Here is a 24,692-nt window from a genome sequence, read left to right as displayed (position 1 = left end):
TTTGTTGACTTTTATTTTACTCATCAAGAAGTACGGATATTTTCACTTTGAGTGCATTAGCAATTTGCTCCATGACAGTAATGGAAACATTTCTTTCTCCCTTTTCAATACTTGGAATATAAGTTCTATCGAGATTAGCTTCCCAAGCAAGGGCTTCTTGGGACAAGCCTTTTTCAAGTCGCAACTTTTTGACTTGTTTGCCGAATTTCTTTTTTATATCCATATTGCAAAAGTGGAACTATGTAGACTACTAAACAACGGACTACTGTCCACACTGAAAGTGTTGCTTGAAATGAGTAAAATAACGAAGCCTCAAATGCAAACACACCAAGTCAGGTACCTTTGCAAGGCACACAAAGCAGACACACAAAAGCAAACCTTGCAAAAGAGCCTGCCTTGTGCCAACGCACAGGCAACACTCCCCGATGGCGCAAGTGTTCCGTACCAACGGATCACTTGTGACGTTGCAATCCTGCCGGACTGTGTCAGGATAAAACAAAGCATACAAACAATAGTGTAAACAATAAACACCATTGCCATCAACACCCGATACAATCGGGCAAGTTTGAGCCATCACAAGTGACCTGCTACGCAGCACACTTGCGCCAGTAAAAGCCAATACAGTTTCGGTCGATACGAACATCGACCGAAAAATGCTCCATGGAAGTTAGAATTCATCACGATTATCGGTTCCCCTACTTCCTTATTTTTATTCATTATTGCTTATTCCTTATTTTTTCTCTTTCACGCAACGTCCCCTGGGGGAGACGTTGCTGCCCAAAAAACTCAACCTTGATTGATTTTAGCAACATCAAAAACTTCACCACGCCCCGCCCCAACCAACCTACGGTGTTTGGCACGGCTGCGGCGTTTGATGCATTGCCCGACACCCACAAAGCACAAATCTTTTTTCTTGATGCAACCGCCAGCCAATTTTTATACGCATTCATTGAACATGCCTGTTTGTTGTCCGATGGTGGCTGGGCTCCGTTTTCGTACGAAAATTATAAAACCATCGACCAGTTTGAACATGCAGTTGATGTGCAGGAAAACATTCCCCTGATCAAAAAATGGATGTACAACAGGGGCATCCCTTTCAGCAATGAAGTGTTTGTATTATCCGACAGCAACGAGCAGCCATTGCTGATGACCTGGAAAATGGTAATTAAATACGCTTTCGATCTTTTTCTGATTGGCGACACACTCATTTTTGATGCGTCCATCAATTGGGCCGTGTACAATTACCACGAAGGCAAACTGTTTTTTGCCAAAGACAATATCTACGACCCTTCGGGCATGGAGCGTTATGTACAAGAACTGAACGAACGCAAAAAACAATATCCGCAGTTCAGGCATCCGTTTTTATAGAGTGTATGCTGTAAAAACCCATGCCATCCCCCCCCTCTGGCGCAAGTGTTCAGCAACAGCGGGCCCCTTGTAGTGGTCTATCTGTCTATTCATCCACGCAACGTCCCCTGCGGGAGACGTTGCTGGCAAACAAGCATTGTTGCGGGTGATAACACCCGCAACGGCAAGAGCATTCCGCATTCCGCATTCATCATTCATCATTCCTCATTCAAAAAAAACGCTGGCGCAAGTCTTCCGCACCAACAGATTACTTGTGACAATGCAATCCCAAAAGACTGCGGCCGGAAAACAAACGCAAACAAAAGCGTACGGTTGAAATACAGGTGAAACAACCAACCTTTCACTTACAAAAACAGCAGGTACCTATGGCACCCGCTGTTTGCATAAATAAATGAACGTGGCTTACTGGCCGCCGCCACCCGTTATAATATCGAGCAGTTCTACTTCAAAAATGAGCATAGAGCCACCGGGAATGGTGGGTGGCATGCCCTGGGCACCGTAGGCCAGCTGGTATGGAATGTAAAACTTGTACACCGAGCCTACAGGCATCAGCTGTACGCCTTCTGTCCAGCCGGGTATTACACCATTCAGCGGAAACTGTGCAGGCTCACCACGGTCGCGGCTGCTATCGAACTTGGTACCGTTGATGAGGGTGCCGGTGTAGTGCACTTTCACCACGTTGGTATCTTTTGGCATAGGGCCGGTGCCGGCTTTTACCACTTCGTACTGCAAGCCACTGGGGGTTTCTTTTACCTCGGGGCGCTTCTTGTTTTCGGCCAAAAACTTCAGGCCCTCATCAATAGTGGGCTGAATTTTCTTTTGTGCAGCTTCCTGCAACTTCTGACGCAATGTTTGATCTGCCATTTGTGGAGTCATTAATGGTTCTTTACCTTCTATTACTGCTTTAAAAGCTTCAAGCAGCGCAGTATAGTTGAGTTTGTCTATGCCTTGTTGTTTGAAGAAGCCGCCATCGAGCACACCTAAAGCATAGCTCAGGCTATCCAAACTTGTTTTGAGTGCAAAGGCCGGTTTGGCAGGCGTAGATTTAGCCGCTGGTTTAGGAGCAGGCTTGGCGGGAGTTTTGGGCGCAGGTTTGGTTTGCGCCATGGCGCCGGCCAGTATTACAGTGGCGGCGGCAGAAAGAAACAGTTTTTTCATTGTGGTATTTAAATTATCGGTTGTGTATTTGTGTTGTGTTAGTCTTCCCGCAGGGCATGGCCGGTGAGTTGAATGAACACATCTTCGAGGTTGGCTTTTTTCACTTCGCGGATGCGTTCAAAACCAGAGTCTACCAGTTTATCAATCATGGCATCGGGCGAATCGATGGCAATGATGGTACCCGCATCCATAATGGCTACGCGGTCGCAAAGCACTTCGGCTTCGTCCATGTAATGCGTGGTGATGATGACCGTGGTGCCTTCGCTGCGGATGCGCTTTACCAGATCCCACAGGTTGCGGCGGGCCTGCGGATCGAGGCCGGTGGTGGGCTCATCTAAAAAAATAATGCGGGGCTTATTGATGAGTGTGGTGGCAATGGAAAATCGTTGCTTTTGTCCACCACTCAGCTCCTTGTATTTAGCCTTGGCTTTGTCTTGCAGGTTTACCTCGGTAAGTAAGGTTATGGGGTCTACTTTTTGGTTGTAGAGACCGGCAAACATTTCTACCAATTCCGTAAGGTTGAGGCCAGGATAAAAGCCGCTGGTTTGCAGTTGTACGCCAATAATTTTTTTGATTTCGTTGGGCTGTGCATCCAGGTCGAAGCCATCAATCATCACCTTGCCGCCGGTTTTGGGGCGCAGTGTTTCCATGATTTCGAGGGTGGTGCTTTTGCCGGCACCATTGGGGCCCAGCAAGCCAAAAATTTCGCCTTCCTGTACATCGAATGAAATACCCTTGACGGCTTCAAAACTGCCGTACGATTTGGAAAGGTTGGCAACGGAAATGATGGTACGCATAAATGGGAAACGAGTGGTACACTTCAGCCAGTGAACTACTGCGCCAAGCGACCGCTGCAAAATAGGGAAAAAGCGGCATGCGGGTTTGATGGGATAAGGATTTGTTGGGACGCATAGAGGGGACGCGGATTTGCACAGATGAATACGGATTTGCAAGGATCTTTTCTTCCCTAACTGTCGCAGGCCTCCCGGCCTGTGACAGGAGAGTTACTAAAAATGTGCCCCTTTATGTCAACGTAATTTAGCCACAGATGCACAGATGGCATGGAATGATGAACGATAAGCCCTGAAAGGGCGGCAATAACTTAGCCACGGTTGTAGCCCGTGGAACATTCAACAGTATTATTATCAAAGCCCTGAAAGGGCGGCAATCATTTGAAGTGGTTTCTATTCTTAACAGAGTAACGAGGCGTCACAGGCCGGGAGGCCTGCAACAGTAACTTCTACCCTTTCTCTTTCAGGCACTGCAGCAGTTCTTCCATCATGAGTTTACTGCCAATGAAGAGGGGCATGCGCTGGTGCAATGAAGATGGTTTGATATCGAGAATGGGCTCTACCCCGTTGCTGGCCATACCACCGGCAAGGTGTACAATAAAGGCCAGCGGATTGCATTCGTACAACAACCGCAGCTTGCCCTGTGGCTTGTTGCTGGTGCCGGGATACATAAAGATGCCGCCTTTGATGAGGTTTCGGTGAATGTCGGCCACCATGCAACCGATGTAGCGTTCTGTATATGGGCCACCCTCAGCTGCGGTTTTGTTTTCGCAACGTTTGAGGTATTCCTGTACACCGGGGCTAAACTTGCCGTAGTTGCCATAGTTGGCACTGTAAAACACCCCTTGTGGCGGGCACTGCATGTTGGGATGGCTGAGGCAAAACTCGCCAATGCGAGGATCGAGGGTAAAGCCATTGACACCGCGGCGGGTGGCATACACCAGCATGGTGCTGCTACCATAAATAACATAGCCGGCGGCCACCATTTTATTGCCCGGCTGCAAAAAATCTTCCAGCGTAACAGGCTGGCCCAGTGGCGATACCCGTTTGAAAATGGAGAAGATGGTACCAATGTTCACGTTCACATCAATATTGCCGCTACCATCCAGCGGGTCCATGAGCAGCACATACTTGCTGTTGTTGCTGATGGCATCGTTGAACACCACAATGTCATCATTTTCTTCGCTGCCTACACCAGCACAAAAAATACTATGGTTGAGCATTTCAATGAGGGCATTGTTGGCAAAATCATCGAGTTTCTGTACTTCTTCGCCCTGCACGTTTTCTACACCCAGCGCCCCTAAAATATCGGCCAGTCCTGCACGGTTTACTTCGGCATTGATGCGCTTACACGCCAGCCCAATGCTCCGCAACAAACCACTCAATTCACCCGTGGCCTGCGGAAAATTGCGCAGTTCCTGAATGGTGTATTCATCAAGCGTCATGAGTTTGCGGGAATTAATCATAGCTGTATTTTTTTTTGGCAGTATTTAATGGCAAAACAATCTGTGAAACGTAAAATGGATGCAACACTTACTATCCGATAAACGTGCAAGCATCGCATAACCGAGGAACACAAAATAAGGGGAAATGACCTGAATAACTTTCATGCAGTTTCGGTCTGCACATTTCCTGTTTTAATGTGTACAGCACACACAGCACAGTGGCTGCAAGCCTGTACATTTGCCGCAAGTTTTTGCTATTTTCATTTTTACAGTCAACGGATATCAACATCATGCAGGTACATAAATTTGGCGGCGCCAGTTTGCAGTCGGTAGAGCGGTTTAAACAAGTAGCCAACATCATAGCCACAGCCGTAGCCCGGCCTTCAGTTATTGTGATTAGTGCCATGGGCAAAACCACCAATGCACTGGAAAAAGTAGCAGCGGCTTTTTTTGAACAGCGCAATGCCGATGCCCTGCAATTGTTTGATCAGGTAAAGCAACAACACCTTACCACAGCCAAGTATTTGCTGGTGCTGCACTACCATGAATGTGTAGCACAGCTCAACGATTTTTTTACCGAAGCAGAATGGCTGCTACACGATAAGCCAGTGCGGGAATTTGATTACTACTACGATCAGCTGGTGTGTATTGGCGAACTGCTGAGCAGCACATTGGTTTCATTTTATCTGAAAGAAAAAAAGATTGCCAATACCTGGATGGATGTGCGGGATGTGTTTCGCACCGACAACAACTTTCGGGAAGCCACACTGGACTGGGATGCCAGCCTGCTGCAAGTACAGCATCAGGTGCAACCCTTATTAAAGAGTAACGGACTTGTAGTGACGCAGGGCTTTATTGGCTGCACTATTGATAATGAGAGCACCACTTTTGGCCGCGAAGGCAGCGATTTTTCTGCTGCCATTTTTGCCCACATGCTCGATGCCGAAAGCCAAACCATTTGGAAAGATGTGCCTTCGGTAATGAACGCCGACCCCAAACAATTTCCGAATGCCATGCCCATACATGAGCTGAGCTATGAAGAAGTGATTGAGATGGCGTACTATGGTGCACAGGTCATTCACCCCAAAACCATTAAGCCGCTGTACGAAAAGAAAATACCGCTACAGGTAAAATGCTTTTTAGATGCCAGCCTGCCCGGCACAGTTATCACCCGCAAAAGAGCCCACGATTTGCCGCCGATTATTGTGAAGAAAACACAGCAGGTATTGCTGGAGTTTATGTCGAGGGATTACTCTTTTATTGGTGAACATTCTGTGGGCCAGTTGTACCAGTTGTTTGAAGAAGAAAAAATAAAACCCAACCTGACGCAAAACGGCGCCATTCGTTTTCTGGCCATTTTCGATCAGAACGACGAAAAACTGCAACGCATAGCTGCAAAGGCTGAGGCATGGCTGAATGTGATGCTGCAAAAAGATTTGACACTGACCACCATTCGTCATTACAACGACAGCATTATTGCCGGTATACTTGGCGAACACCAACCCATACTCATGCAGCAAACCAAAGAAACGGTGCAGTTTGTGTTGTAAAAAAGAAGAATTATTTGCTGCATCAATACCAAACAGTGACTGAAAGAAGAAAATAGTTCAACGCTGGAACTCTGGATCTTGTGAACTCTGGAACTTGTGAACTCTGGAACTTGTGAACACTAGAACCTACAAACCTTCCAACTTACTCTTCCTCTTCCTCTGCTTTCTCAGCAGCTTTGGGCTTGGCTTCTACCATAATGTTTTGTACCAGTTTCATGGGTACAGCCTTATCCTGCCGCAAGGCAGGCGACCATGCTGGCATGGCTTCAAAGCGGTCAATGATGAGGTTGTTCATTTCATTGTTGGCCCGGCTGCCGGGCTTTACATTCACCACGTTGCCCTTGGCATCCACCACAAAATCAACATCAATAAACAAGCGTTTGGCGCCTTCTTCGGGCATGAAGTCGGCCAGCTCAGCAGCCAGCTGATCAATGAACTTTTGAAAGGCCGGTAAGCCGCCTGGAAACTTCGGCTGCGTATTAACGTAGGGATAGAAATCGTTTTCGCCAAACGTAACGGTACGGGCAGCACTGCGGCGGGGTTCGGTGTTTTCTTTAAACTTTGGTGGTATTACTTTTTTCGGAATCGTAAACTCCTGCGCCATCATGTATTCGCCCTTGGCGTTAATCATTATGGTGGGCAGTTGCTTATGCGTGTTGAAGTAGTAATACACTTTTTCCATAATACCCGCCATGGGCTTGTATTCGGGCTGCGCCGCCAGTTGTTTTTCCAGCAGTTCTTTGCTTTTGTCTTTTTTAAAAAGCACCGGCATTACATGGATGGGAATGTAATCCTGCCCTTCATTTTTGGTGAACGCCGCCAGCACATACAACTCTTCAATCAATGCATCGGTGAGTGGAATGCAACCCACGGTTACACAGGAGCCATGCACATAAATATCGCCGCCGGGTTTCACCGGGTCGGCCAAAATGCGGTCGCTGGGGTTGGGATAGTTTACCCCCAATGCCAGGTGGTAGCTACTATTGGGGCGAAACTCATTGACGTAATAAAAACCCTCCGGCACCTGATAATCACCTTCGTAGCGTTTGGGCCCGAGGCCACCCGCCAAGGCGCAAACCTTATAGGTTTTAAACAGCCTGTACTTTTCTTTTTTATCGCCTTTTACCCATACTTCCAGTTGGCTATCGTACTTAAAAGAACGGATGTACATGTATTTGGCGGGCCAGGTCAATCCTTTGGCAGCAAACTCTTTGCGCAGCATTTCCTCTCTCGATTCGAAAGCCAGGCCTACCCGCTTAAACGATTTCTGAAAGCTAAGAAAATCTTTTTGCTGTGGCGGTTGGGCATACAGCAGCGTGACAACGGTGCACAACACTACAGCCATCCATCCCTTACGTCTGTTCAACATTCTTGCACCCTGCATGCGGTTTGCGTTTGACATACCAAAACGAAAATATCGGGGCAAAATTACAGGAATCGCCAACCGGGTAGCAGGCTTTTGCACCGCTTTGGCAACTCGGGGGAAAAATGATACAACCCCCTCTTCCGGCATGCTATCGTAACTTCATGCGATTGTAAAAGTGTTATTGGCATTTTCTCTTGTAAATGATTTTGTTATGCTTACCATCGACAATTACCTCGACAGTCATTATATCCACCGCAGCAATTGGTTGCGGGCAGCAGTGCTCGGCGCCAACGATGGCATCATTTCTATTTCCAGTTTGGCCATTGGTATAGCGGCAGCCAGCAATAGCCGGGAGCCAATTGTGCTGGCAGCTGTGGCCGGCTTGGTGGCGGGTGCTTTATCTATGGCGGCAGGTGAGTATGTATCGGTGAGTTCGCAAACCGACATAGAACACGCCGACATAGAACGGGAGAAAAAAGAACTGGAAGAAATGCCTGAAGAAGAACTACAGATACTGGCACAGATTTATGAAAGGCGGGGTTTGAAAAAAGAAACAGCTCTGCAGGTAGCCAAAGAGCTTACTGAAGCGGATGCTTTGGGGGCACATGTTCGGGATGAGTTGGGCATCAATGAAATCAGCCAGGCCAATCCGTTGCAGGCGGCCTTTGCTTCTGGCGCTGCATTTACAGTTGGTGGTGTAATGCCCATGCTGGTGGCATTGTTTGCCCCGGTAAAAGGCATGGAATACTGGTTGTACGGATTCACCATTGTATTTCTCTTTGTTTTGGGAAGTATAGCTGCCAAAACTGGTGGCTCCGGCATTTTCAAATCGGTATTACGCATTACCATCTGGGGTACCATTGCCATGGTACTGTCGGCCGTAGTGGGTTATTTGTTTGGGGTGAAAGTGTAATTGAAGTGGCGTTTCAAAGAATTGCATCAGCGGTATTCATTTTGCCGCATCGAAAAAAGAAGTAATGGCTTACTAAAAAAAACATCCAAAGTCTTCAACATAAAAAGGCGCCGAGGAATGCTCAGCGCCTTTTGCTTTTCAGTTACACAGGAGTATATTTTCTGGTACCATACCGCCTGATTTTTTCATTGAGGAGTATTTTTTCCATTCTCAATTTTGGCATCGTTCATCACCTGAAATGAATCCACCTTACCATTGTTGTCGGTTACAATTTGCTTGTACCACAATGATACATACTCGTCTTTTTTATCCTTTGAAATAACGGACTCCCAGTCATTCATCACAATTTGAACGGACTTAAACTGGGCTCTTCCGCCGGCGAAAAAGGCTTTTAAACTGTCTTTCCCCATCTTGGCATCTAACCCATCAAATTCGATCATCGCACTGTCGGCAAATTCGGCTACGCAGCCGTCGATATCGTTGTTTTCCCAAGCCTTCAGGCCTTTCATTACGGTCACCACATTGTTCAGATTGCCGGGTACCCAGTTGTCGGGGTGTTCAATGGCATAAGGAAAATCGGGCATGGCAGCAGGCGTAGGTGCGGTAGCCGTTTCGGAGCTGGTGGCTGGTTGCTTACAAGCAACCAATGCCAGCAGGGCCATCCCACAGATGGCAAGCATTTTTTTCTTGTTGTTGTTGGGTTGAGGGTTTAAAAAATGATGTCATGTTTGTACATCAGCAGTTAGATAGATGGTAAAATTGGATAATACAAGCCCTTCTTGTATCATTCGTAGATTAGGCTCGCATCGAATTATTCATGCAAGAAACATTTACCCAAAAGTTTATATTTGATACGTCAGGAGAACTTTTCATTTCATTCAAGTAGTAATACCAAAGTCTCATAAATGTCACCAGAAGAATTAAAAACCAAATACGCTGCACTCAGCACCAAGGAGCTGCTTGAAATAATTGACAATAAGTTTGACTATTCAGATTTAGCTGTCTCCATCGCTTTTCAAGAGCTTTCTTCAAGAAAAATTAGTGAAGAGGATATTAAAGGACATAAAGAAGATTTAGTTGACGAAGCTGTAGGCTACATTCAACGAAACATATCTGATGATTTAACCATTTTACAAAAACACCTTTTTTATTTTATCTGGATTCCATTGATCAATTTTCCTTTCAAACAAAACTTTAGAGATGATGGGTATGTATTAAAACTCCTGCAAGCCAACTATTATTCACTCATTGGTTTCATCGTATTTATGCTTTCAGGATTTGTTGTGCCATGTATGATTTTTCTACACTCTCTTCACTGATCTTTTGGATTATCGGTTTCGTTCCAGCCTATGCACTAGATGAAACTTACAATAGGAAATATCAAATCAGAAAATTGCTTCGTCGTAATAGAAATCCTGAAGAAGAGGAGGAAAAAAGCACCATCGAATAGTCTCACTTTTAATTCCTTTAAATGAAATTTCTGAAATTAATTCCCGTTCTGCTATTTCTAACTCAAAGCAGTACACAAGTTGCGGCTCAGCAGGCCCCGCTCCGCATCACATCCATCACCGGCGATTTTTATAGCTACACCACATACAACCTGTACGAAGGCAAATACATTCCGGCCAATGGCATGTATGTGGTAACCAATAAAGGCGTGGTGCTGCTCGATTCACCTTGGGACAGCACCCAGTGCCAGCCACTGCTGGACAGTATCATGGCCCGGCATCAGCAACCTGTGGTAATATGTATTGCTACGCACTGGCATAGCGATAAAACCGCCGGCCTTAATTACTTCAACAGCAAAGGCATAGCTACCTACACCACTGTGCAAACAGATGGCTGGAGCAGAAAAAACAACAAACCGCAGGCATCGCATCTCATGGCTGGCGATACAGTGTTTACGATTGGGCAACACCGCTTTGAAACCTACTACCCCGGCGAGGGCCACACACCAGATAATATTGTGGTATGGTTTAAAGATGCTCAATTATTGTACGGCGGCTGCCTCATCAAAGGACTCGACAATGAAACTCTGGGCTACATGGGTGATGCCAACGCAGCTGCCTACTACAGTACACTAAAAAATGTGCAGCGTAAATGCAAGGGCGTTCAGTACATTGTTATCACCCATAGCGATGGCACTACCACCCACAGCCTGAAGCATTCATTACGGATGGCAAAACAATTAACTCATTAGCAAATGAGCCAATTAGCTAATGAATACATCAACTAATTGGCTCACACTTTTTGTAAAGTTCATCCGTACAGGCTTACAAGTTCCCTCTCGCCTCTTGCTCTCTTTCAATCGCTTCAAACAAGGCTTTAAAATTGCCTTTGCCAAAGCTCTTGGCACCCTTGCGCTGAATGATTTCGAAGAATAAAGTGGGTCTGTCTTGTACGGGCTTGCTGAAGAGTTGCAACAGGTATCCTTCATCATCGCGGTCTACCAATATGCCGAGTTCCTTGAGTGGCTCGAGGTCTTCATCAATGTGCCCAACACGGCTGAGCAAGTCATCGTAATAGCTGGTGGGCACTTGCAAAAAATCTACCCCACGGCTGCGCAATTCCCGAACCGTAGCTACAATATCGTTGGTAGCGAGTGCCACATGCTGGCAGCCCTCACCATCATAAAATTCGAGGTACTCTTCTACCTGGCTTTTCTTTTTGCCCTCGGCCGGCTCGTTGATGGGAAACTTCACAAAGCCATTTCCGTTGCTCATAACCTTGCTCATCAAGGCAGAGTATTCGGTAGAAATATCGTTGTCATCGAAGCTGAGGATATTGCGAAAACCCATCACATTTTCGTAAAAGCCTACCCACTTGTTCATTTGGTTCCAGCCTACATTGCCCACACAGTGGTCTACGTACAACAGGCCAGTATCGGTGGGGGCAAAATGCGGATTGCTCCAAGCCCGGAAGCCCGGCATGAAAACACCGGCATAATTTTTTCGTTCCACAAATAGATGCACAGTATCGCCATAGGTATGAATGCCGCTGAGCACCACAGTACCCGCATCATCGGTGAGGGTTTGCGGCTCGAGGTAGCTTTGGGCACCGCGGCTGGTAGTTTGCAGCCAGGCATCGGCCGCATCATCTACCCGTAGCGCCAGGGTTTTCACGCCATCGCCGTGCTTGTCCACATGATCGGCAATGGGATTGCCAGCCCGCAATGGCGTGGTGAGCATGAAGGTGAGTTTGTGCTGGCGCACCACATAGCTAACTTTGTCCTTTACACCGGTTTCGGGGCCGGCATAGGCCAAGGCCTGAAAACCAAATGCACTCAAATAATAATGGGCGGCCTGCTTGGCATTGCCCACATAAAACTCAACATAATCGGTGCCCTGCAGGGGCAAAAAATCGTTGATGGCAGCATCCTGCAAACGGCTTTGTACAGCAGTTTCCATATCAATACAGTTTTGAATCAGTCAGTAAAAAAGAGAATACAATAAAACGGCCCACTTCAACGGGGCTGGCAATAGCAGGGTGCTATCGGGCATCCATGGCCAGTGTACTGATGAGGAAAATGTATTCGTGGGCAAGCATGTTGCAAAAATAAAAGCAGAAGAGATTAGCAAACAAGCCCTGTGGGAATTTATAGCGGTTTAGTAAACCACAGAGGCGGAGGAGTACAAACTGAGGAAAACGGAGGATTTTGAACCAAAAAGGCGCAATGGATACACAAAGAAGCACACAGCCTTTAGCTCTAAATGATTTCTTCATTCCGAATTCAACATTCAGCATTCATCATTCCCCCGACTTTCTTAATTCTTATTTTCTGTTTCTTATTCTTTATTTCCTCAATTCAGGCTCCTGAAATCCACCGGCACCAGCTTGCTTACGCCAGCTTCCTGCATGGTTACGCCATAAATCACGTCCACCGCACCCATGGTTTGCTTGTTGTGGGTGACGATGATGAACTGGCTGTTTTCGCTGAATTGGCGGATCATGTTGGTAAACTTACCTACGTTGGCATCGTCCAGCGGGGCGTCCACCTCATCGAGGATACAGAACGGCGCAGGCTTAATGAGGTAAATGGCGAAGAGCAATGCCGTAGCGGTCAGTGTTTTTTCACCACCACTCAGTTGGGTAATAGATGATGGTCGCTTGCCCTTGGGCTTCGCCAAAATGTCGATGCTGGTTTCGGCCAGGTTCTCCGGATTTTCCAGAATCATGTCGCAGGTGTCCTCTTCGGTAAAGAGGGCCTTAAATACCTTCTGGAAGTTTTCCCGCACTTTATTAAAGGTTTCCAGAAACTGCTGATTCGCTGTTGCCTCCACTTCCTGAATGGTTTGCAACAGGCTTTCCTTGGCATCTACCAGGTCGTTCTTCTGTTCCAGAATGAATTCGTAGCGCTTTTTCATTTCCTGGAAGGCTTCTATTGCCGTGGGGTTGACTTCACCCAGGTTCTCGAGGCGTTTCTTCATGCGGTCCACCTGTGCCTGCAGTTCTTCCTGAGGTGTTTCGCTGTTACGAGGCTGGTCTATCACCTCTTCAATGTTGATTTTAAACTCCACATCGAGGCGTTCTTTCATACCGGCTAATTGCAACTTCAGGTTGTTCAGTTGGTCTTTTATTTCGTTGAGCAGATGGTCGATGTGCTCACGGGCTTTGGTTTTGTGGCGCAGTTCACTCTCCCGCTCCTGCAAGTGGTTGCGGTGGTTGTAGTAAGCCTGGTCAGCTTCATTGAGGGCTTTTTCGTCCTCCTCTTTTTTCCGCATCAGCTCTACCAATTCGCCGTTCAGCACTTCGAGGTTGTCGCGGTTGCTTATCATTAGCTCCGCCGCCTGGCTCAGTTGGGCAGTGCTTTCGTCTATCTGCTTTTCGAGGTTGAATACCTGCTGCTGTTTAAAGTTGAGCTCCTGTTCCAGCGAGTTGATTTTGCTTTGCTGGCGGGTAAGGTTGAGGTTGCCCTCATTGTATTGCCCGGCAGCCTGCTGGTATTCGGCTTCAGCCAGTTTGTAAAAGTCTTCCCGTGTTTGAATGGTGGCCAGCAATTGCTGCAGGTCCGCATTCAATCCGGTGAGTTTTTCCCGCACATCGGCAATGGCATCCTGCTGATCAAGCAACTGCAATTGGAAGTTTTCGATACGTCCTGCAGCGCTGCTTTGAGAAGCCAGCAGGTTTTCCCGTTTGTTTTGCGCTGCAAACACCGCATTGGTCAGTTGCAATATTTCCTGCTCTGTCTGGCGGATGGCACTTTCTTTCAGCTGCTCATTAAAGCCCAATACTTCAGCATGTTTTTTGCTAATTCGCTGCTTCAGGTCGTCTACTATTACTGATTGACTTTCAATCTCTTTTTGCAGTTTTTCTAAATTCTTTGCCCGGCCAATTTTCTTTCCTTCAAACAAGCCTACGCTACCACCAGTGAGGGTGTATTTGCCCTTTACATATTTGCCCGATTTTTCGAGCACAATGTGGCCGCTGCTGTTTTCCAACACCGATTCATCTTCGGCAATGAACACATTGCCCAGCAAGTGCAGGGCCAGGTTGCGGTAGCGGGCATCCACTTCTATAACATCCATGGCTGGTATGGCCCCAGGTAAAAACAGGCCATGCGCCGTATTGGTATTGCGGCGGTCGCTTTCTACAAAGGCATTAATCTGGTCGAGCAAAAAGAAGTTGGCCTTTCCTTTCTGGTTGGCATCCAACAGATTAACCGCCTGCATACCTTCCTTCAAATCTCCTACCACATAGTAATTGAGGTAGGGCTCCAGCACATTTTCAACCGCAGCCCTGTACTGTTCCTTCACATAGATAATGTCGCTGAGGATGGGTGAATGGTGGTTCCAGTTGGCATTGTTGTGTAAAAACTTCACCGAATCGGGGTAGCCCTCCATGCTGTCAATCAGGCTTTTCAGCAGGTCGAACTCGTTCTTTTTCTGATCGAATTTGCGGTTTTCTTCAATCAGCTGGCTGCGGAGCTTCTCCATTTCGCCCTGTCCGGCCAAAATTTGCTCTTTGGTTTGCTCATGCTGCTGGCGGAGCTGCTCCAAAAACTGCTTCTTATCTCTTTCGTCGGCTTCCCGCTCTTCTTTTTCCCGTTCAACTTTTTGAATTTCAGACTTCCGCTGCTCTTGTTCATCCTGCAATTGCATGATGCTGCGCTGCAGGTTGGCAATAGAAGTATCGGCCACAGCCACCTGCTTTTCGGCGTCAAACTGCTGGCGCTGCAGGCCCTGGAGTGAGGATCGACTTTCATCGAGTTCGGCCCGGCGGGCATCGTACACCGACCGCTTTTCTTCCAGCACGGCTTTCAATTCATCCAGCTGCTGCTGAATGCCACCCAGCTTTTCCTTTTCGTCTGCCATTTGCTCCTGCGTGTGCAGTACGCCGTCCCGCAGGCTTTCGAGCTGACCTTCACTCCGCTGCAAAAAGTCTTTCAGACTCTCTTCTTTCTCCGACAAAAACTTGAGCTGCTGTTGTGCCAGGTTTTTATCGTTTTCCTTGAGGCGCAGGTTTTGGAGCATCTGGTTGAAAGCCTGCTGCATGCTTTGCAGGGCTTTTTCCTGTTCTATAAAGCCGAGCCGGTCGGCTTCAATTGCAGCTTCTTCGGTGGCAATGGTTGCCTCCAGCTCGGTTCGCTTGTCGGTTTCGGTTGCCTGTTGTTCGTTCAGTTCTTTGTACTGTACATGAAAACCTTCAAGCGCCGCCTTGGCCAGTTCTATGCTTACCTCCCGGTAATCCTTCTTGATTTCATAATACTTTTCTGCCTTTTTAGCCTGATTTTCAAGTGCTTTCAGCTGATTGTTAATTTCGAACAATAAGTCCTCGATGCGAGCCAGATCCTGTTCGGTGGCATCCAGCTTCAATTTGGCTTCCTTTTTACGTGTTTTGTAAATGGAGATACCAGCGGCCTGCTCCAGCATCTTGCGGCGGCTGTTGTCCTTGTCCTTGATGATGTCATCTACCATGCCCAACTCAATGATAGCGTAGCTGTCGGTAGAAACACCGGTATCCAAAAACAAGTTGTGGATGTCTTTGAGTCGACATTGTACATCGTTTAGGCGGTATTCGCTATCACCGTTTTTGTAGAAACGACGGGTGATAGTTACTGTATTAAACTCTGTTGGAAGCAGGTTGCGGGTGTTTTCAAAGGTCAGACTCACCTCTGCCAAACCGCTGGCACTCCGGCTTTTGGAGCCATTGAACACCAAGCTGTCGAGGTTTTCACTACGCAGGTTGCTGATTTTTTGCTCACCAATTACCCAGCGGATGCTGTCTACGATATTGCTTTTGCCACAACCATTGGGCCCGATAATGCCCGTAATCCCCTCATCGAAGTTGACAATGGTTTTATCAGCAAAACTTTTGAACCCTTTGATTTCCAAACTTTTAAGACGCACAGTAACTCCTTTTTTTGAATCAGTATTGTTGGGCAGCTGGCCGCCCAGGCTCCACAAGGGGCAAGTTGCCAAAAATACCCGTTGGCATTAATTTATGCAGGGAAATCTTCCCCCAAAATTTCGATTTTATTCACGACTTATACACAGTAGTTTACCCATGCTTCCAGCTACCTTTGCCCGGCAAAAAATAAAACAATGGCAGAGGATTTAACCATCATAAAAGGAAGCAAAGCCGAACAATACGAGGCGCTGATTCCTCAAATCAAAGGGTTGCTGGAAGGTGAAAACAATCTGGTCGCCAATTTGGCCAATGTAGCCGCCGCCCTCAAGGAGCAATTTGATTGGTGGTGGGTGGGCTTTTACACCGTTGATAGCGAACAGGAACTGGTACTCGGGCCGTTTCAAGGTCCGGTAGCCTGCACCCGCATCCGCAAAGGCCGTGGCGTATGTGGCAGCAGCTGGCAACAGGCCGTGACGCTGATTGTACCCGACGTAGAGCAATTTCCCGGACACATAGCCTGCAGCAGTGCCAGCAAAAGTGAGATTGTGGTGCCAGTCATTAAGCAGGGAGAAGTAGTAGCGGTGCTGGATGTTGACAGTGAATTGCTCAACCATTTTGACGAAACCGACAAACAATACCTGGAGGAAATTGTAACCTATATACCGTGGCCAGAAAATCAATCATCTGGTCTGGTTTCATAGCATCATTTTCATCTACCATCGAATTCGACATGCTTTTTAAAACAATGATTGTCAATAAGATGGATACTGTTTACACAAGTCATGGTTCAAGCATATAATTTTCTGGCTGCGTGGCAACTCTTTCCTGAAAAATGTGATTTCCAGTTTGGCATGGCCCCAAAAAGTGGCAACTACAAAATGGAAACCGACAACAAGCAGCACCAGCTGATTGTGACCACCAACTGGGTGGCGCAGGACAACGGCGCCTTCTATAGCGAATACCGTTTTACGCCGGATGGTGAGTGGCACCCTTTCGACAATCAGGATTTGGCCGACAGTGTACTGGGGCAATTCAAAAATGCCAGCTGTCTGGAAATACAGTTTCAGAAGGCGGAGCAAACTGTACTGACCGTTGTGAAGGAAATTATGCCCAATGGCTACCTGAAAATTACACAAACCGGCATCCAACCAGATGGCACTCCGTTTACCAACGTGGAGATGTACCACAAGCAAATGAGTGTGTTGCCCTATGCTTCCTCCGTGGGCAGTGTCGCCATTAAGCCCACCGAAGAAGGCGTTATCAAACACAAGGCCCTGCTGGCCATGGAGCAGCAAACCGACATGCAGCTGGATCAAATTCGGCAGCAGATTGAACTTTTGGCCAAACAGGCTCAGGAGTTGCGCAAACGCAAAGAACTCTCCCTGATGATTTACGATGCCAGATTGAGTTTTCAGCCGGTGATTGGCCAAACCTATTACATGTACGAAAAGAAGGACGGCAATCACTTGCTTAGTCTGGTCAGTCCGAAAGAATGGGGCGGCAGCGGTCCTTTCAAACAATTCATATCCGCCGTGAAGCTACTGGCTGACCATACCTGGGTGGAAGTGGAAATTTGATGTCAGATGTACGATGTCAGGTTTGGGATGTCTAATTCAACTTCTATTAATTGCAGATTCCAACTAGTGAACGCTGGAACTTGTGAACATTGGAACTTGTGAACTCGAAAACTTGTGGAACTTGTGAACCCAGGAACTTCCGAACTTCGGCCCCATGGAAAAAACGCTCAACGTTGGTATTGTAGGTTTTGGCATGTCGGCGCAGGTATTTCATGCCCCTTTTGTAACTACCCTTCCCGGTTTTCGGCTGCATGCGGTGGTAGAACGCCGGACTGATTTGGCCGCTGCCAAGTATCCCGGCATCATTACCTATCGCAATTTCTACGATTTACTGCAAGACCAAGCCGTGGATGTGGTGGTTGTGACAACGCCCAACGAAACGCATTTTCCCTACAGCTTGCAGGCACTGGCGGCTGGCAAGCATGTGGTGTTGGAAAAACCATTTACCAATACCAGCGATGAAGCCCGCCAGTTGGTAGAAGCGGCTCAACAGGCCGGCACCATACTGAGTGTGTACCACAACCGTCGCTATGTCAGCGATTTCCGCACCATTGTACAATTGCTGCAGCAGCAAACACTTGGGTCGGTGCATGAATACGAATGCCACTTCGACCGGTACCGCCCCGAGGCAAAAGCCAATGCCTGGCGGGAAGAGCCTAAACCCGGCAGCGGCATTCTGTACGACCTCGGCTCCCACCTCATCGATCAGGCGCTGTGCCTGTTTGGCTTGCCGAAAGAAATAACGGCTACTGTAAAAATGCAGCGCCCCCATGCCCGCATCGATGACTACTTCGATATCCGTCTCGATTATGATTTTACCCGTGTCATTCTGAAATCAGGCATGCTGGTTCGGGAAATGGGTCCCCGATATATGTTGCATGGCACCCTTGGCTCTTACATCAAAAGCGGCGACGACCCACAGGAAGCTTTGTTGAAAGAAGGTCATTTGCCTACCGGCGATGATTGGGGGCTTGAGCCTGCCGGCAACGAAGGCCTGCTACATACGGAGCAGAACGGAACAGTTATCCGGCAATTGCTGCCGAGCATGGCCGGCAATTTTGGCGACTATTACCGCAATTTGTACAACAGTATAGTGCATGGTGCCCCCTTACGGGAAAAACCGGCACATGGCTACAATACCATTCGCATCATTGAACTGGCCTTGCAAAGCAGTGCCGAAAAACGGACGCTACCAGTGAGTGGCTTGATGGATGAAACATATCCGTTCGGACTGTAGGAGCTTTTGCCTTCGGCAATTATTTCACACAACTTGTCCCGCAGCAGGCGGGAGAGTTAAGGAGGGCACGGAGAAATCTTTTGATATCTGCGAAAATCCGTTTCATCCTGCCTATCCGCGTCCCATCATTTCAACCCCATGCTGTGGGGAAATGCGGTAACTTACCCCAATGGAAATTTTGGTAACGGGTGCTAACGGCTACATTGCGCAGCGATTAATTCCGGTATTGCTGGAAGCCGGCCACAGCATACATGCCGTGGTAAGAAACGCCGCCCGTTTTGAAGAAGCGAATGCACACGACCGCATGCCTATTTATGAAGCCGACTTGTTGCAACCTGCTTCACTTGCACATTTACCCCACTCCATAGACGTCGCATTTTACCTGGTACACTCCATGAGTGCCAACGGCGATTTTTCGCAGAGCGAAAGTGCTGCTGCGCAACATTTTGTGGATTATATCAATACAACAACGTGTCAGCAAATCATTTACCTGAGCGGCATTGTCAATGAAACGCAGCTGAGTTCCCATCTCGAAAGCCGGCTACGGGTAGAAAAAATCTTGGGCAGCAGCCGTGTACCACTCACCACACTACGGGCAGGCATCATTGTGGGGTCGGGCAGTGCCAGCTTCGAAATCATCCGCGACCTGGTAGAAAAACTACCGGTGATGATTGCTCCCAAATGGCTCAACACGTTGTGCCAACCCATTGCTATTCGCAATGTCATTCATTTTTTGTGTGGCGTAATGTTGCAACCTGTATACTACCATCATCATTATGATATTGGCGGGCCCGACATACTCACCTACAAACAAATGCTGTTGCAATTTGCAGCTGTACGAAAGCTGCACCGAACCATCATTACTGTGCCCATCATGACACCAAGACTATCGAGCAACTGGCTGTATTTTGTGACTGCTACCAGTTACCCGCTGGCTAAAAATCTGGTGGATAGCATGAAGGTGAATGTGATTGCCAGCCCTAATAAACTGGCTGAAGAATTGCAGATTGAACTCATCCCCTATACAACAGCCGTTACCATGGCTTTTCAGCGTATTGAGCAACACATGGTGATTAGTAGTTGGATTGATTCCTTTAGTGCCAGCAATACTTCGCCGCAGCTAATGATGCAGGTGGAAGTGCCCAAGCACGGTTGTTTTCACGACATCAAATGGCGGAAAGTGGGTGATAAAGAAGCACAGGTACTCGACAATATCTGGAGTATTGGCGGCAAAAGGGGCTGGTATTATGGCAATGTGTTGTGGCGCATTCGTGGCTTTATGGATAAGTTGGCGGGTGGTGTGGGCCTTCGCCGGGGTCGCACCCATCCAAATGAAATTAACGCCGGCGATGCACTCGATTTTTGGCGGGTACTCATTGCCGACAAACAAGAAAAGCGGCTCTTGCTTTTTGCAGAAATGAAACTACCCGGCGAAGCATGGCTCGAATTCAAACTCATGAAAAAGAACAACCAGCTTTACCTGCGACAAACCGCCACGTTTCGTCCAAAGGGCGTGTGGGGCAGGTTGTATTGGTACAGCGTATTGCCTTTTCATGTGTTCATTTTTAATGGCATGGCCAACAATTTGATTTCGTTTAAACCATAGGCCCATTACTTTGCAGCATGCAGTACTACAATTCGAAAGACTGGTTGAAACCATTGTTTCAATTTCATAAGGCCGATACATTTCGCAAACTATTGCCCATGCTTATACTGCTGGCCTTGTACACCGGCGGTGTGGCCTGGCTGGAAATGCATTACCTGAAACTGGCGAATCAGGCATATGTAAAAAATATTCCCATCATGCACCAATTGCTGGGCTTTGCTATTTCCATGCTGCTGGTGTTTCGTACCAACAGCGCTTACGACCGTTGGTGGGAAGGCCGCAAACTGTGGGGCAGCTTGGTCAACAATTGTCGCAACCTTGCTATCAAACTGGATAGTATGCTACCTGCCGATGATTTCGACAACCGCAATTACTGCCGCAAAATGCTGGGACTTTTTCCGAAGGAACTGCAATTGCATTTGCAAAAAGACAGTACACGCTATGCGTTGGATGAAACAGAACATCCGGAGCTGGCGGCTTTCGACCGCAACAAGCACATGCCGCTGCAGTTTAGTTTGGCGTTGCAAAAAAGAATTCAGCAGTTGTATCAGCAACAGCGCATTACCGGTGAGCAACTGATAACAATCAATGCAGAGTTGCAATCACTCATGGTGGTTTGTGGTGCTTGCGAACGCATCAAAAACACACCCATACCCTACTCTTACAGCAGCTTTATTAAAAAGTTTATTGCAGTATATGTAGCTACGTTGCCATTGGGTTTTGCCTTTACCCTTGGTTGGATTGCCATACCAGTAGTAGTATTTATTTTTTATGTACTGGCTAGTTTGGAGTTGATTGCTGAAGAAATTGAAGACCCGTTTGGTACCGATACCAACGACCTGCCCATGGACAAGATGGCCGACAACATCCGAAACAATGTGTACGATGTAATTAGCCTGCCTTCAAGTAAATAACGGATTGGGATTGCTGCACAAAATCTGAGCGACATAGTAGCTATAAAAAATCATCCCCGACTATTGCCGGGGATGATGAGAACGATAGATTAGTTAAAATCATCTTCCGACAATTCTTCATTGTCATATAAGTTGCCGCCAAAGTTGAGCATACTGCCCATCAGGTCTTTGAATTCAATTTTGCCATCCAGTGTTTTTTTGCTGATGAGAGAATACGAGGCCAAACCGTGCAATACAAATTCCATGAGCAATGCCGTTTCCATTTCATCGCTTCGGTTAAACAATTTTGTCACCAATGCATGTAGTCCACTCACCTGATAGAGTTGATTCATCTTTTCGCGGTCGCTGGCATCCACTAACAAATCAATTTTATTGCCGGCATCAAACCAGTTCACAATAGCCTTGTACGGATTCTCTTCTTCTTTGCCTTGCTGCGAAGGCTTACCGGTGTTACGGCGTTTTTTTAACGCATCCGGATTGGGGAAGTATTGTACAAACACAGAACGCATAGCTTTTTCCAACAAGTTCACAGCCACCTGATAGGGCCCTTCCTGCTCTCCTTCGTACACCAATTCTATTTTACCGGTGATGGAAGGAATGATACCTACTAAATCGCTGATCCACACTTGTGTGGCAGGTTCATTGTGAATGATGGCCCTACGCTCTGCGGTGCTGTACGCATTTTCCAATGCAGAAATGGTCAAACGTGCAGATACACCACTCTTCTTGTCTACAAACTCGCTGCTGCGGGCTTCGAAAGAAATTTGCTCAATCAATCGTTTCACCAAATCACTCACGGCAACTTTCTCAGCTTGTTGTGGTAAGATGGCTGCTTCTTGTTCGGTAATGGACAAAGCAGTTTCGATACTGCGTGGATAGTGCGTCAGAATCTGGCTTTCGATACGGTCTTTGAGCGGTGTAACAATGCTGCCACGGTTGGTGTAATCTTCTGGGTTGGCGGTAAACACAAACAAAATATCCAGTGGCAACCGTAGTTTGAAACCACGAATCTGTATATCGCCTTCCTGCAAAATATTGAATAACGCTACCTGTATACGGGCTTGCAAATCGGGCAGCTCGTTAATCACGAAAATGCATCGGTTGCTACGTGGAATGATACCGTAGTGCAACACCCGTTCATCAGCAAAACTCAGCTTAAGGTTGGCGGCTTTAATGGGATCGATATCGCCAATCAAATCAGCCACACTTACATCAGGCGTGGCCAGCTTTTCGCCATAGCGTTGGCTGCGGTGAATCCATTCCACCGGTGTATCGTCGCCTTTTTCATAAATGAGGTCACGGGCGTATTTGCTCAGCGGATTCAACGGATCATCGTTGATATCGCTGCCGGCTACAACGGGAATGTATTCATCCAGCAGGTCAATCATTTGGCGTGCCATGCGGGTTTTGGCTTGGCCACGCAAACCGAGAAACAGTATGTTGTGGCGGCTCAGCAAGGCTCTTTCCGTATCCGGAATAACGCTGTCTTCATAGCCCAAAATGCCGGGAAATGTTTCTTGCTTGTTTTGTATTTTCTGAATCAGGTTATCCCTGATTTCTTGCTTGATGCTCTTCGGTTGATAACCGCTGGCTTTGAGTTGGCCAATGGTGGCTATGTTGGGATGGTTACTCATAATGATGTCTGATGTCTGATATACGATGTCTGATGTCTGATATATTCTATTGTTTGTTAATTCCTTTTTTGGTGATTCGTCTTCCTTGTTGCTTGCAAACTGCTAACTGCAAACTTTACTAGTAAAGCGTCTTCCTTCTGCCACTTTCAAAATCGCGGAAGATGAAAGCGCCAAGATTGTCGAGTGATGCAAAGAAGGCTTTGCCATTATTGGTTTCTGTAAACTCTGTTACAAAGCGCTGCAAATAAGGGTCGGTCGCAATCATAAATGTAGTGATCGGTATTTTCAACTTCTTGCATTGGGCGGCCAGATTGAGGCAACGACTGAAAATTTTACGGTCGATGCCGAAACTGTTTTTGTAATACCGCTTCCCGATTTTCAAACAGGTAGGCTTGCCATCGGTTATCATAAATATCTGCTTGTTCGGATTTTTTCTTTTGCGCAGCAGTTCCATGGCCAGCTCTATACCCGCCACCGTGTTGGTGTGGTATGGTCCTACTTGCAGGTAAGGCAGTTCTTTTATTTCTACCGTCCATGCATCGTTGCCAAACACTACAATATCCAATGTGTCTTTCGGATACTTGGTGGTGATGAGTTCACTCAATGCCATGGCTACTTTTTTGGCCGGGGTGATGCGGTCTTCGCCATACAAAATCATGGAGTGGCTGATATCAATCATCAGTACGGTAGATGTTTGCGTTTTAAAATCCGTTTCACGGATGTGCAAATCATCTTCATGCATTTGAAAACGTTCGATGCCGTGGTTGATTTGTGCGTTGCGAATGCTTTCGGTAAAATCGATTTGCTCCAGTGTGTCACCAAACTGGAAGGGTTTGGTTTCCGGATTTATTTCATCACCAACACCAGGCTTAAACGTTTGGTGGTTGCCCGACTTTGTTTTACGGAGCTTACCAAAAATTTCTTCAAGGCTGCGTTTGCGAATGCTTTGTTCTGTTTTTGGTGTAATGCTGATGTTGCCTTTTTCCGGGTCTTCGGAGATGTAGCCCCGTTCTTTCAGGTCATCTATAAAATCGCCCATGCCGTATTCGGAATCGGTGAGCTCAAACTTGCGGTCTATCTCATTCATCCAGTTCAATGCTTCACTCACATCACCATTGGTGTAGGTAAGCATTTGCATAAAAATATCCAGCAGTTGATCGAATTTACTTTTCCCATCTGCGCCTTCTTCAAACTTCAAAAACCGATGCCCCTTCATGGATGAACGCTTTTGCTCTAAATTACCTGAAAATAACACAGCAACGGCGCAATGGTTGTTGCGATAACCGAAAATTGACATGAAAATTAGTCTTCTTTCTACTGTACTCGTGTTGCTGCAATTTAGTTGTATTGGCATACTCATGTACACCGGCCCGCTTATTCCGGCCAATACTGCAGGCATCGTACTTTTTACATTGGCTATGGTTATAGCATTGGCAACAACTTATGCATTCCGCCAATCGAAACTCACCGTATTTCCGGAGCCAAGAAGAAATGCCACCCTCATCAGCAGCGGCATTTTTGCGTACATCCGTCATCCGTATTACAGTTCGGTGTTGCTGTACACAGCAGCTATACTTACCGCTCATTGCAGCTACTGGCGTTTGGCTGTTGCCATCACGTTGCTACTGGTTATTGTACGCAAAATGGTACACGAAGAAAAACTCTTGTGCCAGCATTTTCCTGACTATGCTGCATACAGACAACGAACAAAAAAACTGATACCTTTTGTGTGGTAAATGAAAAGCCCGCAGCTGATGGCTGCGGGCTTTTCATATTCAGTTTGTTC

Annotated in this window: 21 protein-coding genes; 11 read left to right on the top strand and 10 right to left on the bottom strand. The window is 47.1% G+C overall.

What is annotated here, in order from left to right:
- Positions 1–16: 16 nt before the first annotated feature.
- Positions 17–223: a helix-turn-helix domain-containing protein gene (locus V7Q13_RS11255; protein ID WP_333800782.1), complete on the bottom strand. Its 207-nt coding sequence runs from the start codon at positions 221–223 to the stop codon at positions 17–19.
- Between the two features lie 569 nt (positions 224–792).
- On the opposite strand from V7Q13_RS11255, the gene V7Q13_RS11250 reads away from it, so the two are divergent.
- A complete protein-coding gene (locus V7Q13_RS11250) occupies positions 793–1,368 on the top strand; it encodes a hypothetical protein (RefSeq protein WP_333800781.1) in 576 nt (191 codons plus the stop codon).
- 402 nt (positions 1,369–1,770) lie between these two features.
- Here V7Q13_RS11250 and V7Q13_RS11245 read toward each other — a convergent pair whose 3' ends face one another.
- The 3 genes from V7Q13_RS11245 to fbp all read right to left on the bottom strand — a co-directional run bounded on the left by V7Q13_RS11245 (position 1,771) and on the right by fbp (position 4,783).
- Positions 1,771–2,526: an FKBP-type peptidyl-prolyl cis-trans isomerase gene (locus V7Q13_RS11245; protein WP_333800780.1), complete on the bottom strand. Its 756-nt coding sequence runs from the start codon at positions 2,524–2,526 to the stop codon at positions 1,771–1,773.
- 38 nt (positions 2,527–2,564) lie between these two features.
- Positions 2,565–3,323 (bottom strand): ABC transporter ATP-binding protein, encoded by a 759-nt coding sequence (locus V7Q13_RS11240; RefSeq protein WP_333800779.1) that lies wholly within the window; start codon positions 3,321–3,323, stop codon positions 2,565–2,567.
- A gap of 443 nt (positions 3,324–3,766) precedes the next feature.
- A complete protein-coding gene (fbp, locus tag V7Q13_RS11235; protein WP_333800778.1) occupies positions 3,767–4,783 on the bottom strand; it encodes a class 1 fructose-bisphosphatase in 1,017 nt (338 codons plus the stop codon).
- Between the two features lie 269 nt (positions 4,784–5,052).
- On the opposite strand from fbp, the gene V7Q13_RS11230 reads away from it, so the two are divergent.
- A complete protein-coding gene (locus V7Q13_RS11230) occupies positions 5,053–6,312 on the top strand; it encodes an aspartate kinase (protein ID WP_333800777.1) in 1,260 nt (419 codons plus the stop codon).
- A 142-nt stretch (positions 6,313–6,454) separates the two neighbouring features.
- Here V7Q13_RS11230 and V7Q13_RS11225 read toward each other — a convergent pair whose 3' ends face one another.
- Complete coding sequence (locus tag V7Q13_RS11225; RefSeq protein ID WP_333800776.1) at positions 6,455–7,714, bottom strand: L,D-transpeptidase family protein; 1,260 nt, start codon at positions 7,712–7,714, stop codon at positions 6,455–6,457.
- 175 nt (positions 7,715–7,889) lie between these two features.
- Here V7Q13_RS11225 and V7Q13_RS11220 point away from each other — a divergent pair, with 175 nt between their 5' ends.
- The gene (locus V7Q13_RS11220) at positions 7,890–8,591 is read left to right on the top strand and encodes a VIT1/CCC1 transporter family protein (RefSeq protein ID WP_333800775.1); all 702 of its coding nucleotides are present in this window, start codon (positions 7,890–7,892) and stop codon (positions 8,589–8,591) included.
- Between the two features lie 185 nt (positions 8,592–8,776).
- On the opposite strand, the gene V7Q13_RS11215 is transcribed toward V7Q13_RS11220, so the two are convergent.
- Entirely contained in the window at positions 8,777–9,271 is a 495-nt protein-coding gene (locus tag V7Q13_RS11215; RefSeq protein WP_333800774.1) for a hypothetical protein, read from the bottom strand.
- A gap of 225 nt (positions 9,272–9,496) precedes the next feature.
- Between V7Q13_RS11215 and V7Q13_RS11210 the strand changes: the two genes are divergently transcribed.
- A complete protein-coding gene (locus V7Q13_RS11210) occupies positions 9,497–9,910 on the top strand; it encodes a hypothetical protein (protein WP_333800773.1) in 414 nt (137 codons plus the stop codon).
- 152 nt (positions 9,911–10,062) lie between these two features.
- Complete coding sequence (bla, locus tag V7Q13_RS11205; protein ID WP_333800772.1) at positions 10,063–10,791, top strand: subclass B1 metallo-beta-lactamase; 729 nt, start codon at positions 10,063–10,065, stop codon at positions 10,789–10,791.
- 73 nt (positions 10,792–10,864) lie between these two features.
- Here bla and hppD read toward each other — a convergent pair whose 3' ends face one another.
- Together hppD and smc are read right to left on the bottom strand one after the other, a co-directional pair.
- Positions 10,865–11,998, bottom strand: a complete 1,134-nt coding sequence (gene hppD, locus V7Q13_RS11200; protein WP_333800771.1) for a 4-hydroxyphenylpyruvate dioxygenase — start codon at positions 11,996–11,998, stop codon at positions 10,865–10,867.
- A gap of 393 nt (positions 11,999–12,391) precedes the next feature.
- Complete coding sequence (smc, locus tag V7Q13_RS11195) at positions 12,392–15,937, bottom strand: chromosome segregation protein SMC (protein ID WP_333800770.1); 3,546 nt, start codon at positions 15,935–15,937, stop codon at positions 12,392–12,394.
- 195 nt (positions 15,938–16,132) lie between these two features.
- Here smc and V7Q13_RS11190 point away from each other — a divergent pair, with 195 nt between their 5' ends.
- The 5 genes from V7Q13_RS11190 to V7Q13_RS11170 all read left to right on the top strand — a co-directional run bounded on the left by V7Q13_RS11190 (position 16,133) and on the right by V7Q13_RS11170 (position 21,272).
- On the top strand, positions 16,133–16,639 hold the full coding sequence (locus V7Q13_RS11190) for a GAF domain-containing protein (RefSeq protein ID WP_333800769.1): 507 nt from the start codon (positions 16,133–16,135) through the stop codon (positions 16,637–16,639).
- A gap of 81 nt (positions 16,640–16,720) precedes the next feature.
- The gene (locus V7Q13_RS11185) at positions 16,721–17,515 is read left to right on the top strand and encodes a DUF2452 domain-containing protein (RefSeq protein WP_333800768.1); all 795 of its coding nucleotides are present in this window, start codon (positions 16,721–16,723) and stop codon (positions 17,513–17,515) included.
- Between the two features lie 154 nt (positions 17,516–17,669).
- Positions 17,670–18,752 carry a Gfo/Idh/MocA family oxidoreductase gene (locus V7Q13_RS11180; protein WP_333800767.1) on the top strand — a complete coding sequence of 361 codons (1,083 nt, stop codon included), beginning with the start codon at positions 17,670–17,672 and terminating at the stop codon, positions 18,750–18,752.
- A gap of 169 nt (positions 18,753–18,921) precedes the next feature.
- On the top strand, positions 18,922–20,358 hold the full coding sequence (locus tag V7Q13_RS11175) for an SDR family oxidoreductase (RefSeq protein WP_333800766.1): 1,437 nt from the start codon (positions 18,922–18,924) through the stop codon (positions 20,356–20,358).
- 17 nt (positions 20,359–20,375) lie between these two features.
- Entirely contained in the window at positions 20,376–21,272 is an 897-nt protein-coding gene (locus V7Q13_RS11170; protein WP_333800765.1) for a bestrophin family protein, read from the top strand.
- A gap of 89 nt (positions 21,273–21,361) precedes the next feature.
- Here the strand turns inward: V7Q13_RS11170 and V7Q13_RS11165 are convergent, their stop codons facing one another.
- Positions 21,362–22,906, bottom strand: coding sequence for a magnesium chelatase (locus V7Q13_RS11165; RefSeq protein WP_333800764.1), 1,545 nt, complete (start codon positions 22,904–22,906; stop codon positions 21,362–21,364).
- Between the two features lie 118 nt (positions 22,907–23,024).
- Complete coding sequence (locus tag V7Q13_RS11160; protein WP_333800763.1) at positions 23,025–24,122, bottom strand: vWA domain-containing protein; 1,098 nt, start codon at positions 24,120–24,122, stop codon at positions 23,025–23,027.
- 79 nt (positions 24,123–24,201) lie between these two features.
- Here V7Q13_RS11160 and V7Q13_RS11155 point away from each other — a divergent pair, with 79 nt between their 5' ends.
- Positions 24,202–24,642, top strand: coding sequence for a methyltransferase family protein (locus V7Q13_RS11155; protein WP_333800762.1), 441 nt, complete (start codon positions 24,202–24,204; stop codon positions 24,640–24,642).
- The last annotated feature ends 50 nt before the right edge of the window (positions 24,643–24,692 follow it).

Origin of the sequence: Phnomibacter sp. (genome assembly GCF_036803085.1) — a bacterium.
Lineage (GTDB): Bacteria > Bacteroidota > Bacteroidia > Chitinophagales > Chitinophagaceae > Phnomibacter.
This window is presented reverse-complemented; position numbering and strand designations above follow the sequence as displayed.